Raw genomic sequence first — 15,192 nt, 5'->3', positions numbered from 1 at the left:
ATCATTGGCAGCGGCGTTTATTTTATGAGTCTTTTTATAGACAGGCTTTAATAGGCAGAATTTTTATAGGATTGCTTAACAAGCAATACCGCTATTAAATGTTACAAAAAGGTAAATGGTTATTGCTTAGTTAATATCAGGCTCATGCTTTGCTCATGAAAGTGCCTGGTTAAAAAACCAACGTTTTCATCAGTTAAACTGGCATTTTAAAAGCTTCTTAGTAGACAAAGTTCAAGCTAAATGTGATCTAAGTCAATAAAGCGTTATACCTAGTTTGATGTAAATAGCTTTGTTGATCTGGATCAAGATTGTTAAAGGTTTTATCTGGCAGTGTAGCGGCAATTGTTAAAGGTGTTTATCGAAAGCGCTAATTATGTTGTACACATGGAGTTGTCATAATGAATAAAAAAATAGCCCTTAGTCTAGTTGCTGCCAGTTTATTATCTGCAGGTGTTTCTTCAGCTGCGGTTGCTCATCAAGCTGGTGATTTTATCTTTCGTGTTGGTGCGGTAGCGGTTGTGCCAAATGAGTCTAGTCCAGTTGTTGCTAATGTTGCAGAGTTTACAGTCGATGATAATACCCAAGTCGGCTTAAATTTTGGTTACATGCTAACTGATAATTGGGGTTTAGAATTATTGGCAGCAACTCCTTTTAGTCATGATGTTTCTCTTGGTGAGTTAGGTAAAATTGCTGAAACTAAGCATTTACCACCAACCTTAGTGGCGCAGTATTACTTTAGTAATGGCCAATCTAAATTACGTCCTTACATTGGTGTTGGTGTTAACTTTACTAACTTTTTTGATAACGAGTTTACCAATGACTTAGACGGCGCATTAACTGATTTAAGCATGAGTAACTCTTGGGGCTTAGCGGCACAAGTTGGGCTTGATTATCAATTTAATGATAACTGGTTAGTAAATGCATCGGTTTGGTACGCTGATATCTCAACGGATGTTAAATTCAATTTAGGTGAAGATGCTATTTCAGTTGAAACTGATATTGACCCATGGGTATACATGGTCAGTATTGGTTACACCTTCTAATATTTGAACAATATTTAGATCATAAAAAAACAGGAGCTAAGCTCCTGTTTTTTTATGTGAGCTAATAACGGAATAAGCTACTTTTTCTTTTTAACCTTCCAATGGCGAGTATTATAAATAAACTCAGGTAAAAGTAAGGTTAACCAAGCCACTAAGCGCCAGCGTTTAGTGACATAGACTTTGCGCTTGCCTTTTTGCATCGCGCTGACAATTTGTTTAGCCACTTTTGGCAATGGCGGCAACCACAGTTTACTTTTCTGCATTGCAGCTTTATCCAATAGGCCTAGCTGAATATCGGTAATAGTGATTGGTAACTTTAATCGCTGCGCATGCATGCTTAAGCCTTCAAGGTAATTTTCTGCAAAGGCTTTTGATGCATGATAGGCCACACTTGGGCCGCCACGTAAACCGGCAATAGAGTTGATTGCAGCAATTTGACCATAGCCTTGCTCGCGCATTAATCGAAAGGTGGTATTACAAATTACGGCAAAACCACGCACATTGACGTCAATGATATCTTGTTCGATTTCCCAAGGCAGTGCTTCACTGTAGCCATTAAGTCCAGTATTCACTAACACTAAATGCGCGCCTTCAAGGCTTAACCATACTTTTTCAAGCTGGCTGATAATGGCTGTTGGATTTTCAATATCTAACGGTAGCACATCAACTTTTGTCGGTAAGCTTGCGGCAAACTCGGCCATGGCATCGGGATCTTGTACAAATAGCACTAGAGAAACTTTCTGCTCGGCTAATTGACGGGCGATTTCTTTACTAAGGTGTGAGCTAGCGCCCACTATTATTGCGTTTGCTGTAGTCATGTGCTTTTAGACGACGAAATGATGGCCTATGATAAAAACAACTGCGAGGGATAACAAGCAAGAATATTATTCAATATGAGACGTATAGACTTCTGGAAGTCTTAATGTATTATAAGGACAGGATATATGAACATCATCAAAGCATTTATCAGCAAAGCATGTATTTCTTTAATGCTGCTAGGCGGATTATTCGGCTGCAGCTCTGTAGATCATTTAGTGTCTATAAGTGGTGATGTGAGTTATCGCGAGCGCATGGCATTGCCAGACAACGCAATACTCACGGTGCAAGTGAAGGATGTGTCTTTGCAAGATACCAAAGCGATTGTTATCGCTGAAAAAGTGTACCAACAAGTGAACGCGCCGCAAGCATTTGAGTTTCAAATAGCTGCAGACCAATTTATTGCTGGTCATAGTTACTCAATTGGGGCGCGAATAGAAGTAAATGGCAAGCTGTGGTTTATCAATACGCAAGCGTATAGCATTGATGTCAATGAGACACAGCCCATAAATGTGATTGTTAATAAAGTCGGTGGCTAGTCGTTTCATGGCTATGCACTGGGTTATTTTGTATTAAAAAGGTGCTCCTATGCCGGTTAGAATTCCAGATGATTTACCTGCAGCTGAAATCTTAGAGTCTGAAAATATCTTTGTGATGTCGGAAACTCGCGCTGCAAATCAAGATATTCGACCTATGCGGGTATTAATTCTAAATTTAATGCCCAATAAAATTGAAACCGAAACCCAGCTATTGCGCTTATTAGGTAATACCCCGCTGCAAGTGGATGTTGACCTATTGCGTATTCATGACAAAGCATCTAAGCATACTTCTGTCGATCATATGAATGCTTTTTATCGGGATTTTGAAGCGGTTAAAACGAACAATTATGATGGGTTAATTATTACCGGTGCGCCACTTGGGCAGCTGGATTTTGAAGATGTGGTGTATTGGGATCACATTAAAGAAATTATTGATTGGTCTCAAGAACATGTTACTTCAGTATTGTTTCTATGCTGGGCGGCGCATGCAGGTTTGTTTCATTTATATGGTATTAATCGCAGTTTACTTGAGCAAAAGCGTTCGGGGGTGTTTAACCATAGTCGTACCAACGAGCCGCATCCATTACTACGCGGTTTTGATGATGAGTTTTTTGCGCCGCATTCACGTTATGCTGAAGTGAATATTAACGATTTACACCAACATTCTGATGTTGAAGTGCTAGCTGAATCTGCTGAAGCTGGGGCCTATATTGTGCTTAGCCGCAATAATCGTAACCTGTTTGTGATGGGGCATCCTGAGTATCAAAAACCTACTTTAAATGATGAATATCAGCGAGATGTTGGCTTAGGTATCAACCCTAATATACCGAGCAACTACTATCGTGATAATGATCCAAGCCAAGAGCCCATTGCTCGCTGGCACAGTCATGGCAGTTTGTTAGTGAGCAACTGGCTTAACTACTATGTTTACCAGCTTACGCCTTATGATTTATCAGATATGAGCGCAAGAACGCCGTGGGAATTGAAAAGCTAATCACAGATTGATTAAGGTGTTTAAACAAAATATGGCGTAAATTCGGCCAAACATCATGCTACAAGTATTAATAAAAAGGGCGATATCGTTTTCGATATCGCCCTTTTTTATGGCAAATCTCCTCAAAAACACCTTGATAATTTAACGCTGGCTATGACTTTTTTAGTGGGATTTATTACATTTTAGCTATTTTAAATCAGGGCTTTACGCTTGATGTAAATCTTCAGTGACACTCATAAAATATTCACTATTGATAATCACATTCAAACCACTTGCTTTACGTTAGCGTAAACGTCAGAGTGTAACTATTATTTTATAGTTGAACTAGATCACATTTTTGCTGATTTTGTCCGCTTACTTACCAGCAGTTTAGACCGGAGAAGTTATGAGTACAGACCAATCACCCCAAGATATTGTCATTGTTGCAGCTAAACGCACCCCAATGGGGGGCTTTCAAGGCGCACTATCAGCCGTACCAGCGCCAACCTTAGCGGCCAATGCAATTAAAGGCTTAGTCAATCAAACTCAAATCAATACTGATTTAATTGATGAAGTGTTTATGGGTTGTGTATTACCGGCAGGCTTAGGTCAAGCGCCAGCAAGACAAGCGACATTGGGCGCTGACCTACCTTTGAGTGTTGGCGCAACAACCGTGAATAAGGTTTGTGGTTCAGGCATGAAAACCGTGATGTTAGCTCATGATGCAATTAAGTCTGGCAGCAGCGAAGTGGTTATTGCTGGTGGTATGGAAAGTATGAGTCAAGCGCCATATTTACTTGATAAAGCGCGCGGCGGTATGCGTATGGGGCATGGCAAAGTGTTAGACCATATGTTTCTTGATGGATTAGAAGATGCCTACACTGGCGGCGCTATGGGCACATTCGCGCAAAAAACTGCAGATGATTTCGGCCTCACCCGCGAGCAAATGGATAACTTTGCCTTAAGCTCACTTGAAAAAGCCAATAAAGCGATTGATTCAGGTGCGTTTAAAGCTGAAATTGTGCCAATTACCATTGCAAATCGCCGTGGAGATGTGACCGTTGATACCGATGAGCAACCTGGCAATGTCCGCCCTGAAAAAATCCCGACATTGCGCCCCGCATTTACTAAAGACGGCACCATTACCGCCGCCAACTCAAGCTCGATTTCTGATGGCGCCGCAGCAGTAATGCTAATGACCCGAGAAAAGGCAGCGTCATTAGGCTTGGAAGTGATGGCCACGATTAAAGGCCATAGCACTCACTCACAAGAGCCATCAATGTTTACCACAGCGCCAGTGGGCGCGATGAACAAATTATTCGACAAGGTTAACTGGGCAAAAACAGATGTTGATTTATTTGAAATCAACGAAGCCTTTGCCATGGTGACAATGTTAGCAATCCAAGAGCTACAACTTGATGCCAATAAAGTGAACATCTATGGCGGAGCGTGTGCATTAGGTCATCCAATTGGTTGTTCTGGCGCCCGTGTATTAGTGACCCTCATCCATGCGCTACAAGCTAAAGGTTTGGCTAAAGGCACCGCTAAAGGTGTGGCGTCATTATGTATTGGCGGCGGCGAAGCAACTGCTATGGCGATTGAAGTTTAACCTCGTTGTAATTGATTAAGATTTAACAAGACTCGTTGTTAATTGCGTCACTTTTGATGTTGGCGTTATTAACAACAAATAAGCACCAGTAAAGGCTATGGCAAATAATCATCATAGAGTGATGCTAACAATAACAGCTTGGTTGGTGCTTATTATTACTCAAGAGCTTTGGGGCTCAACAATAATCTGTAACAGGATTTAGGAAGCAAGATGACCATACAAGTTAAACATTATATTGCCGGTGAATTCACCGAAGGTACAGGTAGTCAAAACATTGATGTTACTAACCCAGCTAACAACAGCGTTATTGCCAATATTAACGCTGCTACGGTTGCAGAAGTTAATCAAGCCATAGACAGTGCAAAACAAGCATTCACTACGTGGAAAGAAGTACCTGTGTCAGAGCGTGCTCGCGTAATGCTCCGTTATCAACACCTTTTAAAAGAGCATCACGATGAAATCGCCACTATTCTGGCCCAAGAAACCGGTAAAACCTTTGAAGATGCAAAAGGTGATGTTTGGCGTGGTATTGAAGTGGCAGAGCATGCTTGTAATATCGCCTCAATGTTAATGGGCGAAACCGTTGAGAATGTGGCGCGTAATATTGATACTTATAGCTACACCCAGCCATTAGGGGTGTGTGCGGGTATTACCCCGTTTAACTTCCCGGCGATGATCCCGTTATGGATGTTCCCGTTAGCGATTGCTTGCGGTAATACCTTTATTTTAAAGCCTTCAGAACAAGATCCAATGACGCCGCAGCGTTTAGTTGAATTGTTTGTTGAAGCGGGCGCGCCCAAAGGCGTGCTGCAGCTTATTCATGGTGATAAAACCGCGGTGGATATTTTGTTGGCAGATCCTGACATTAAAGCGATTTCATTTGTTGGTTCTGTGGCTGTAGGGCAATACATTTACAAAACGGCTACTGATAACTTAAAGCGTGTTCAAGCCTTTGCAGGCGCGAAAAACCACTGCGTGATCATGCCTGATGCTAATAAGCAGCAAGTGATCAATAACATGGTTGGCGCATCAGTTGGCGCTGCTGGTCAACGTTGTATGGCGATTTCAGTGGCAGTATTTGTTGGCGCTGCTAAAGAGTGGATCCCAGAACTTAAAGAAGCACTAGCAAAAGTACGCCCAGGTTTATGGAATGATGACAATGCCGCCTATGGCCCAGTTATTAGCCCCGCTGCCAAAGAGCGTGTACTTAAGCTTATTGCCCAAGGTAAAGCTGAAGGCGCGGACTGTTTACTCGATGGTAGCGACTTTACGGTTGAGGGCTATGAGTCAGGTAACTGGATTGGTCCAACCATGTTCGACAAAGTCACTACCGATATGAGCATTTATAAAGAAGAGATCTTCGGTCCTGTATTGTGCTGCATGGAAGCTGACAACCTTGATGACGCCATTGAGTTAGTCAATAACAGTCCATATGGTAACGGCACTTCAATTTTTACCGCATCCGGCGGTGCAGCGCGTAAGTATCAACACCACATCGAAGTGGGCCAAGTGGGCATAAACGTGCCAATTCCTGTGCCATTACCATTCTTCTCATTTACCGGTTGGAAAGGCAGTTTCTATGGCGATCAGCACGCTTACGGTAAACAAGCGGTGCGTTTTTACACTGAAACTAAAACCATCACTTCACGATGGTTTGATGACGAAGTGGTGAGTGGCCCGAATATGAGCATCAATCTTAAGTAAATGTACTGGTCTTCTGATGGGAGAAGACCAGTTAATTATTCAGACAAGCAAACCACAAGACTCACTTAATGATCACTGTGCGTGTAACCAAATAGCGTGTAACTAAAATGCGGTTAGCTATAAGCATTTAGTAAAAATCAGTTTGCAAAAGTCACTCAGTTTTTGCAAACACGCTCACATAAAAGCACAGGATTGTTTAGCCATAAAATGACCTAAAGAGTCATAGTAAAAGGATTAACACCATGGACTTTAATTTAACCGAAGACCAACGCCAATTCGCAGAATTAGCCCGTCAATTTGCCGCAGATGAGCTGGCACCCTTTGCCGCAAAATGGGATGAAGAGCATCACTTTCCAAAGGATGTAATTCACAAGGCTGGCGAGCTAGGTTTTTGCTCTTTGTATTCGCCTGAGTCAGAAGGTGGAATGGGGCTAAGCCGATTAGATTCGTCGATTATTTTTGAAGAGTTATCACAAGGCTGCACAGCAACTACCGCCATGTTGACTATTCATAATATGGCCACATGGATGGTCACCACTTGGGGTAGTGAAACATTGCGCCAGCAGTGGTCTGAAGGTCTAACCACAGGTCGATTACTCGCATCATATTGCCTAACAGAGCCGGGTGCAGGCAGTGACGCTGCATCACTTGCGACTAAAGCGGTTCGTGATGGTGATGATTACATCATTAATGGCTCAAAAGTGTTTATTTCTGGTGCGGGTGAAACTGAGCTATTAGTAGTGATGTGCCGTACAGGCGAAGCGGGCGCAAAAGGTATTTCAGCTATAGCTATTCCAGCAGATACTGCTGGTGTAAGCTATGGTAAAGCCGAAGACAAAATGGGCTGGAATGCCCAGCCAACACGTTCAATAACCTTTGAAAATGTCCGCGTGCCAGTGGCTAATTTACTCGGTGAAGAAGGCCAAGGTTTCACTTTTGCCATGAAGGGCCTCGATGGCGGTCGTATTAATATCGCCACTTGTTCTATCGGTACAGCGCAAGCTGCGCTGAGCCGTGCCACAGAATACATGAATGAACGTAAGCAGTTTGGTAAGCCCATTGCGGCATTTCAAGGATTACAGTTTAAGTTAGCTGATATGGCGACAGAGTTAGTCGCTGCAAGGCAGTTGGTGCGCTTAGCTGCTTTCAAATTAGATTCAAAAGATCCAGAAGCCACAGCTTACTGCGCAATGGCAAAACGATTTGCTACCGACATTGGTTTTCAAGTGTGTGATAACGCCCTGCAACTTCACGGCGGTTATGGCTATATTCGTGAGTACCCATTAGAGCGTCATTTTAGAGATGTGCGGGTACATCAAATACTTGAAGGCACTAATGAAATCATGCGCTTAATTATTGCTCGTCGTTTGCTAGATGAAAATGCGCACGCTATTTTGTAACAGTTACTAGCCAAGCGCTTTATGTTGGCTAATGAAATTAGCCAACATGGGTATTTACCCTAGTCGCAATGATAGCTTGGATTACCGGAAAGTAAGCCTTAATAAGCTGTAAAACAATATACTGAATTGGAATAATAGCTAATGACTCAAGATGTAATATTTCAAACTCTAGGGACCCTGTCTGGTAAATCAATTGGGGTGGTAACCCTTAATATTGAAAAGGCCTTAAATGCCTTGAATTTAGACATGGTCAAGGCCATGACCAAGCAGCTGCTTGCTTGGCAGCAAAATGATGATATTGCTTTTGTTGTGCTTGATGGCGCAGGGGATAAAGCCTTTTGCGCTGGCGGTGATGTCAGGGCGATTTATCATGCATCGATTGCTAATCCTAATACCATGACTGCAGAAGCATGCGATTTTTTCACCCAAGAGTATCAATTAGATTATTTACTACATCAGTATGGTAAACCAGTGCTGGTGTGGGGCGATGGCATTGTTATGGGCGGCGGTTTAGGGCTAATGGCGGGTGGCAGTCACCGAGTGGTGACAGAGCGAAGCCGCATTGCCATGCCTGAAATATCCATAGGTTTGTACCCTGATGTAGGCGGCAGTTATTTCTTAAATCGTATGCCGGGTAAATTAGGCTTATTTTTAGGCTTAACCGCTTATAACATGAACGCCGCCGATGCTTTGCATGTTGGACTGGGCAATCACTTTTTAGCAAGCGATGATAAACAGCCGTTATTTGATGCCCTTGCTGACGTCAGTTGGAGCGATGATGCTGAGTTAAATCATCAGCAGCTAAGTATGGTGTTAAATACCCAGCAACAAAATACCACAGCTAAAATAGGCCAAAGCCCACTTGAGCAATTTCAAACTGAGATTGATCAATTAATGTCGGGTGAAATTGAAGAGGTGCATCATCAACTCACCAGTTTAGACACTGAATTAGATTGGCTTAAACGGGCTCAAAAAACGGCTTTAAAAGGTAGCCCATTAAGTTGGTTTTTAATTTTTGCTCAAGCCAACTTAGGTACGAATAAAACATTAGCAGAGTGCTTTAAGTGGGAGCTAGGTATTAGCGTCAATTGCTGCTCCTATGGCGATTTTTGTGAAGGGGTAAGGGCATTACTCATTGATAAAGATCGCAATCCACAATGGCGATTTAGTCATGCAAGTGAAGTGACCGCAGAAGCAGTGACCCAATTGCTGACATCACCTTGGCAAGCCGATGACCATCCGTTAAAAGGCATCTAAGTAAAAGGCATCTAAGTTAAAGGCATCTAGCTAAAAGACATCTAAAAGGAACTTATCATGGCAACAGTAGCATTTATTGGTTTAGGTAATATGGGCGGCCCAATGGCAGCCAATTTAATTAAAGCAGGCATGACAGTCACGGTATTTGATTTAGTACCAGCGGCGGTTGAGGCATTAACTAAACAGGGCGCGTTAAGCGCAAAAACCGCTTGCGGCGCAGCGGCAGCAGCAGATTATATCATTACCATGTTGCCTGCAGGTAAGCATGTACACAGTTTATATATTGGCGATGATGACAACAAAGGCTTACTGGATGTGGTCGCTAAAGATGCCATATTAATTGATTGCTCCACCATAGATGCAGGCACGGCGCAAACGGTTGGGGCACAAGCTGCAGCCAAAGGCATTGAGTTTATGGATGCGCCAGTGTCAGGCGGCACAGCGGGCGCAGCCGCTGGCACACTAACATTCATTTGTGGTGGCAGTGATAACGCCTATGATAAAGCGCAAACAGTATTAACGGTTATGGGGGCTAATATTTTTCATGCAGGTGCGGCAGGCGCAGGCCAAATTGCCAAAATCTGTAATAATATGCTGTTATCAGTATTAATGGTCGGCACCAGTGAATCTTTGCAGCTAGGTATTGATAATGGTTTAGACCCTAAAGTGTTATCTGATATCATGAAAGTCAGTAGCGGCGGCAACTGGACCCTCGAAAAATACAACCCGTGCCCTGATGTAATGGACAATGTGCCTTCTTCAAATGATTATCAGGGCGGCTTTATGGTTGATTTGATGGTGAAAGATTTAGGCTTGTCACAGCAAGCATCGCTGGCATCGAATTCCAGCACTCCTATGGGGGCATTGGCGCGCAGTTTATATGTTAACCATGCCCGTCAAGGCAATGGTCGCCGTGATTTTTCAAGTATTTTTGAACAGTTTGCTAAAGCAGATGAAGATAAATAACAGCTGCTTGAAGGCTGGTTGAGCCATTCAACCGCGCCGGAATGTGAGTATGCAAAACACTAAATAAATAGAGAAAGGATCCAGTTAATGGAAATTAAAGATAAAGTTGTTGTCATTACTGGCGGTGCAGGTGGGTTAGGTCTGGCTATGGCGCAAGAGTTTGCCGCCCAAGGCGCAAGATTAGCACTTATCGATGTTGATCAAGAAAAGCTAGAACGTGCTTGTGCTGATTTAGGTGCAAGTACTGAAGTGCAAGGCTATGCGTTAGATATCACCGATGAAGAAGATGTGGTGGCGGGGTTTAATTTCATCCGTGAAGATTTTGGTCAGGTTAATATTCTTATCAACAACGCTGGGATCTTGCGTGATGGCTTAATGGTTAAGGCAAAAGATGGCAAGGTTACTGACCGTATGTCATATGAGCAATTCCAGTCAGTTATCAATGTCAACTTAACCGGTACTTTCCTGTGTGGCCGTGAAGCTGCGGCTGTGATGATTGAAACCGCGCAGCCTGGGGTGATTATTAATATCTCAAGTGTCGCTAAAGCAGGCAACATGGGTCAGTCTAACTACTCAGCTTCTAAAGCGGGTGTGGCTGCCATGAGCGTAGGTTGGGCGAAAGAACTAGCCCGTTATAATATCCGTAGCGCAGCGGTAGCACCTGGTGTGATTGCCACTGAAATGACCGCAGCAATGAAACCAGAAGCCCTAGAGCGAATGGAGAAAATGGTGCCAGTTGGGCGTTTAGGTCAAGCTGAAGAAATCGCATCAACGGTTAAATTTATCGTTGAGAATGATTACGTTAATGGCCGTGTGTTTGAAATTGATGGCGGTATTCGCCTTTAAGTCGCATTAGCGATAACAATATTAGTCGCATTAGCTATAACAATATTAGTCGCAGTAGCGATAATAATATTGGCTCATTAATAGTATTAATCCCTGCCGGTTTTCTGGTAGGGATTTTTTGTTTTTGAACCGCAAGTATGCGCACACAAGATTATAAGCGTTTATTTATATTGGTTAATTTAGGTGGCGGGTTACAGCTTAGGCGAGCACAAAAGCAAAGAGATAAGTTTTTCTGGGTTTCTAAAAATGTTACCCTGTGGTTATATTTTTTGCCTTAGTTTATTTCAATCGAAATAAAGCTGCACCTCGGCAGTGCTCAATGACAGTAAGGATAGTTGTGAATATTGTACGCTTAGAAAGTTTGATGAAAAAAGTCATGTTAGTGGTGGGCATTATTGGGGTTATCGTCATGTATGGCGGCTTTTTGTATTTCTTTTTTAGTGGCGTACCAACAGCAGCATTACCTTGGTTTTTATTAATTTGCCCATGGGTTTGTATTTACTTTGGCCTAACGAAAACACAGCAAATTGCCAGTCTTAGTTGGCTTAAAAACAAATTTACCTTTACCAATAAATAACTCCTCGCGTTATAACCGCAACAGGCAGATAGCTTATTTTATTGGCGGCAATGGGTATTTAGCCCTAATGGCAGTTTTCGTTACTGACGTTTGTGGTTATCATTTACCTAGCTGCGAACACCCTGTTATCCGCAAATGAACCACCACTTAAATAGAAATTGTGCTGACATTGCGATAGGATTCAAAGCAATGAATAAGAGAAAGACAGCAAATAAGGTATTTTTTATGTCAAGTTTCCCCATTGGCACCCCAGGCAAACCTTGGAATGCACAAGAAAAGGCCCAGTGGCTTGCCCAAGTAACCATTAAACGTAGCTATCAACAAGAAGTGCTAACAAAATTAGCGCCTTTAGCCTCACGCTTTGAACAAGTGCAATATGGTGCTCTAGCTTATGATGCCGACAAATATCCGCTATTTGCATTTAAATCTAAACATTGGGATAGCAGCAAAAAAACTATCTTAGTAACTGGCGGTGTTCATGGTTATGAAACCAGTGGCGTACATGGCGCGATTCAGTTTTTAGCGACTCAGGCTGAGCATTACAGCCAATACTTTAATATTGCGGTAGCGCCGTGTGTGAGCCCATGGGGTTATGAAACAATTAATCGCTGGAACCCATACGCAGTGGACCCAAACCGTTCTTTTTATGCTGACAGCCCAGCCAATGAATCGGCAGATTTAATGGCATTTGTAGCTAGCCTTGGTGACGTTTATGCCCATATTGATTTGCATGAAACCACAGATACTGACGAGCTAGAATTTCGCCCCGCATTATCAGCTCGTGATGGCAAAGACTATGAAAAAGGCGTTATTCCAGATGGTTTTTATTTGGTTGGTGACTCAGAAAATCCAACTCCTGACTTTCAACAGGCGATTATTGAGTCGGTAGCCAAAGTAACCCATATTGCCCCAGATGATAATGGTCAGTTAATTGGTGTTGATATTGAGCAGTTTGGGGTCATTAACTACCCAACTAAAAAGCTTGGCTTATGTGCGGGGATGACAAACAATCACTATAATACCACCACTGAAGTGTATCCTGATAGCCCATTGGTCAATGACCAAGAATGTAATGATGCCCAAGTGGCAGCAATTACTGGTGGTTTGGATTATATTTTAACCCAGTTAAACTTAATCTAAGTCAGTGATTTATATCTAAGCCTCGAACGAAACTTCGAGGCTTTTTGTTGATTTGGCATTACAGTTAGCGTCATTGCCCTTACTACTCAAGCGAAAAGAAATGATTATTAGCCAAGAAGATATGCGCACAGCATTAAATGAATTAGATTGCCGTACCAATTTCACCATTAGTAATGTTACCGAATACATGCTGCCTAAGCTTAAAGAGCCGGTGTATTTACATATTGACAGCAACACTCCGGTACTCATTATTCGCCCGGCTTTTGAAGTGTTCTCTGGTGAGTTAGCCACATTAGACGGGGTACATGCACAATATGACTATCACCATAATGCGCAGATGACCCGTTTCCCGACTCGTCGCCATAAAAGCTTAAAAGAAAGCCACTATGGTTTAGCTTTTAAGTTTGAAACGGCTGAATCAGTTAAGTTGTTTATTACAAGATTAATCGAAATTGTGAAAGGCTAACGTTAGCTCAGTTTAGATTACATCTTGAGTTAATCATGAGTATAGCTACTGCAACAATCTGACAAATAGGCAAAAATAAATCAATCAATATTCTGGCTGTAAAGCTTGAGTCGAATAATGTATAATCGCGACAATTTTTCGTCCAAAAACTAATGGAATCTCCTACGTGATATACAGCAACAACATCACCATGCAGTTCGGCAGCAAGCCGTTATTTGAAAATATCTCTGTCAAATTCGGTGGCGGTAATCGCTACGGTCTAATTGGTGCAAACGGTTGTGGTAAGTCAACCTTCATGAAGATCCTTACTGGCGATCTTGAGCCAACAAGCGGTAATGTATCAATCGATCCTGGTGAACGTTTTGGTAAATTGAATCAAGATCAATTTGCTTATGAAGAGTTCTCAGTGGTTGATACCGTTATCATGGGCCACAAAGAGTTGTGGGAAGTGAAGCAAGAGCGTGACCGCATTTATTCACTCGCAGAAATGAGTGAAGAAGACGGCATTAAAGTCGCTGAGCTTGAAATGGAATTTGCTGAGATGGACGGTTATACCGCTGAATCTCGTGCTGGTGATTTATTAATGGGCGTAGGTATTGGTGTAGACCAGCACTTTGGCCTAATGAGTGAAATCGCACCAGGTTTTAAACTGCGTGTACTTTTGGCTCAAGCCTTGTTCTCTGATCCAGATATTTTGCTACTTGACGAACCAACCAACAACTTGGACATCGACACCATTCGCTGGTTACAAGAAATGCTTAACCAACGTAACAGTACCATGGTGATTATTTCCCATGACCGTTACTTCTTGAACTCAGTTTGTACCCATATGGCTGACATCGATTACGGTGAACTACGTGTTTACCCAGGTAACTACGATGAATACATGATGGCAGCCCAGCAAGCTCGTGAGCGTTTACAATCTGACAATGCTAAGAAAAAAGCCCAAATTGCTGAGCTACAAGGTTTCGTAGCACGATTCTCTGCTAACGCTTCAAAAGCTAAGCAAGCAACATCTCGTGCTAAGCAAATTGACAAGATTAAGCTTGAGGATATCAAGGCTTCAAGCCGTGTGAATCCGTTCATTCGTTTTGAGCAAGAAAAGAAATTATTCCGTAATGCTTTAGTGGTTGAGCAATTAGCGAAAGGCTTTGATAAGCCATTATTCAGCAAACTTGACCTGATGGTTGAAGTTGGCGAGCGTGTTGCTATCTTAGGTGATAACGGTGTGGGTAAAACCACCTTATTACGTACTTTAGTGCATGACATCCCGCAAGATGCAGGTACGGTTCAATGGTCTGAAAACAGTAACATTGGTTATTACGCGCAGGATCATGAAGCTGATTTTGCTAATGATATGACCTTATTTGACTGGATGAGCCAATGGCGTAAACCTGAAGATGACGACCAATCAGTACGTGGCATCTTAGGCCGCATGTTATTTGGCTCAGACGACATTAAAAAATCAGTTAAAGTGTTATCTGGTGGTGAAAAGGGTCGTATGTACTTTGGTAAGCTCATCATGCAAAAGCCAAATATCTTATTACTTGATGAACCAACTAACCACATGGACATGGAATCAATCGAGTCATTAAACAATGCATTAGAATTGTATGAAGGTACATTAATGTTTGTGTCTCATGACCGTGCATTTGTATCGTCACTAGCAACACGCATCATTGAAATTACTGCTGATGGCATCAATGACTTTAAAGGTACTTATGATGAGTTCCTTGCCAGTAAAGGCGTTGAAGGATAATTAATTAAAGTTTTTTACATTAAGCCGAAAACCTGTAAAGCGATTTACAGGTTTTTTTTTGCCTAAAAAAGATAATTATAAATTTTAGAATTTTAGA

14 protein-coding genes are annotated in these 15,192 nt (G+C 42.3%); 13 read left to right on the top strand and 1 reads right to left on the bottom strand.

What is annotated here, in order from left to right:
• The first annotated feature begins 398 nt into the window (after positions 1–398).
• On the top strand, positions 399–1,043 hold the full coding sequence (gene ompW / locus Q4591_RS15465; RefSeq protein ID WP_303461781.1) for an outer membrane protein OmpW: 645 nt from the start codon (positions 399–401) through the stop codon (positions 1,041–1,043).
• A gap of 77 nt (positions 1,044–1,120) precedes the next feature.
• Here the strand turns inward: ompW and Q4591_RS15460 are convergent, their stop codons facing one another.
• Entirely contained in the window at positions 1,121–1,861 is a 741-nt protein-coding gene (locus tag Q4591_RS15460) for an SDR family oxidoreductase (RefSeq protein ID WP_303461779.1), read from the bottom strand.
• 126 nt (positions 1,862–1,987) lie between these two features.
• On the opposite strand from Q4591_RS15460, the gene Q4591_RS15455 reads away from it, so the two are divergent.
• The 12 genes from Q4591_RS15455 (at position 1,988) to Q4591_RS15400 (ending at position 15,095) form a co-directional block, all read left to right on the top strand.
• Positions 1,988–2,398 (top strand): YbaY family lipoprotein, encoded by a 411-nt coding sequence (locus Q4591_RS15455; protein WP_102475679.1) that lies wholly within the window; start codon positions 1,988–1,990, stop codon positions 2,396–2,398.
• 49 nt (positions 2,399–2,447) lie between these two features.
• Positions 2,448–3,392, top strand: a complete 945-nt coding sequence (gene metA / locus Q4591_RS15450; protein WP_102532228.1) for a homoserine O-succinyltransferase — start codon at positions 2,448–2,450, stop codon at positions 3,390–3,392.
• Positions 3,393–3,777: 385 nt separating this feature from the next.
• Complete coding sequence (locus tag Q4591_RS15445) at positions 3,778–4,980, top strand: thiolase family protein (protein WP_303461776.1); 1,203 nt, start codon at positions 3,778–3,780, stop codon at positions 4,978–4,980.
• 210 nt (positions 4,981–5,190) lie between these two features.
• Positions 5,191–6,684 carry a CoA-acylating methylmalonate-semialdehyde dehydrogenase gene (locus Q4591_RS15440; RefSeq protein ID WP_102519013.1) on the top strand — a complete coding sequence of 498 codons (1,494 nt, stop codon included), beginning with the start codon at positions 5,191–5,193 and terminating at the stop codon, positions 6,682–6,684.
• A 242-nt stretch (positions 6,685–6,926) separates the two neighbouring features.
• Positions 6,927–8,084: an acyl-CoA dehydrogenase family protein gene (locus Q4591_RS15435; protein WP_102475676.1), complete on the top strand. Its 1,158-nt coding sequence runs from the start codon at positions 6,927–6,929 to the stop codon at positions 8,082–8,084.
• A gap of 141 nt (positions 8,085–8,225) precedes the next feature.
• Positions 8,226–9,341 carry an enoyl-CoA hydratase/isomerase family protein gene (locus Q4591_RS15430; RefSeq protein ID WP_303461774.1) on the top strand — a complete coding sequence of 372 codons (1,116 nt, stop codon included), beginning with the start codon at positions 8,226–8,228 and terminating at the stop codon, positions 9,339–9,341.
• Positions 9,342–9,398: 57 nt separating this feature from the next.
• Positions 9,399–10,307: a 3-hydroxyisobutyrate dehydrogenase gene (gene mmsB, locus Q4591_RS15425; RefSeq protein WP_102437711.1), complete on the top strand. Its 909-nt coding sequence runs from the start codon at positions 9,399–9,401 to the stop codon at positions 10,305–10,307.
• 87 nt (positions 10,308–10,394) lie between these two features.
• Positions 10,395–11,153, top strand: a complete 759-nt coding sequence (locus Q4591_RS15420; RefSeq protein ID WP_076539852.1) for an SDR family oxidoreductase — start codon at positions 10,395–10,397, stop codon at positions 11,151–11,153.
• A 376-nt stretch (positions 11,154–11,529) separates the two neighbouring features.
• A complete protein-coding gene (locus tag Q4591_RS15415; RefSeq protein ID WP_102437762.1) occupies positions 11,530–11,730 on the top strand; it encodes a hypothetical protein in 201 nt (66 codons plus the stop codon).
• A 189-nt stretch (positions 11,731–11,919) separates the two neighbouring features.
• Positions 11,920–12,870, top strand: a complete 951-nt coding sequence (locus tag Q4591_RS15410; RefSeq protein WP_241904128.1) for a M14 family metallocarboxypeptidase — start codon at positions 11,920–11,922, stop codon at positions 12,868–12,870.
• 121 nt (positions 12,871–12,991) lie between these two features.
• Positions 12,992–13,336, top strand: coding sequence for a hypothetical protein (locus Q4591_RS15405; RefSeq protein WP_102437760.1), 345 nt, complete (start codon positions 12,992–12,994; stop codon positions 13,334–13,336).
• Positions 13,337–13,502: 166 nt separating this feature from the next.
• Positions 13,503–15,095, top strand: a complete 1,593-nt coding sequence (locus Q4591_RS15400; RefSeq protein ID WP_102437707.1) for an ABC-F family ATPase — start codon at positions 13,503–13,505, stop codon at positions 15,093–15,095.
• Positions 15,096–15,192: the final 97 nt, after the last annotated feature.

This window comes from Shewanella sp. 3_MG-2023, assembly GCF_030548765.1.
Taxonomy (GTDB): Bacteria; Pseudomonadota; Gammaproteobacteria; order Enterobacterales; family Shewanellaceae; genus Shewanella.
The sequence above is the reverse complement of the archived record's forward strand: the minus strand, read 5'-3'. Positions and strand labels throughout refer to the sequence as shown.

What these genes read in the sequence shown, in the direction of transcription:
- Q4591_RS15405 (WP_102437760.1), top strand. Translation starts at nt 12,992, where the DNA reads ATGCGCACAGCATTAAATGAATTAGATTGCCGTACCAATTTCACCATT.
- Q4591_RS15430 (WP_303461774.1), top strand. Translation starts at nt 8,226, where the DNA reads ATGACTCAAGATGTAATATTTCAAACTCTAGGGACCCTGTCTGGTAAA.
- Q4591_RS15415 (WP_102437762.1), top strand. Translation starts at nt 11,530, where the DNA reads ATGTTAGTGGTGGGCATTATTGGGGTTATCGTCATGTATGGCGGCTTT.
- Q4591_RS15410 (WP_241904128.1), top strand. Translation starts at nt 11,920, where the DNA reads ATGAATAAGAGAAAGACAGCAAATAAGGTATTTTTTATGTCAAGTTTC.
- Q4591_RS15460 (WP_303461779.1), bottom strand. Translation starts at nt 1,861, where the DNA reads ATGACTACAGCAAACGCAATAATAGTGGGCGCTAGCTCACACCTTAGT.
- Q4591_RS15420 (WP_076539852.1), top strand. Translation starts at nt 10,395, where the DNA reads ATGGAAATTAAAGATAAAGTTGTTGTCATTACTGGCGGTGCAGGTGGG.
- Q4591_RS15435 (WP_102475676.1), top strand. Translation starts at nt 6,927, where the DNA reads ATGGACTTTAATTTAACCGAAGACCAACGCCAATTCGCAGAATTAGCC.
- Q4591_RS15455 (WP_102475679.1), top strand. Translation starts at nt 1,988, where the DNA reads ATGAACATCATCAAAGCATTTATCAGCAAAGCATGTATTTCTTTAATG.
- metA (WP_102532228.1), top strand. Translation starts at nt 2,448, where the DNA reads ATGCCGGTTAGAATTCCAGATGATTTACCTGCAGCTGAAATCTTAGAG.
- Q4591_RS15440 (WP_102519013.1), top strand. Translation starts at nt 5,191, where the DNA reads ATGACCATACAAGTTAAACATTATATTGCCGGTGAATTCACCGAAGGT.
- ompW (WP_303461781.1), top strand. Translation starts at nt 399, where the DNA reads ATGAATAAAAAAATAGCCCTTAGTCTAGTTGCTGCCAGTTTATTATCT.
- mmsB (WP_102437711.1), top strand. Translation starts at nt 9,399, where the DNA reads ATGGCAACAGTAGCATTTATTGGTTTAGGTAATATGGGCGGCCCAATG.
- Q4591_RS15445 (WP_303461776.1), top strand. Translation starts at nt 3,778, where the DNA reads ATGAGTACAGACCAATCACCCCAAGATATTGTCATTGTTGCAGCTAAA.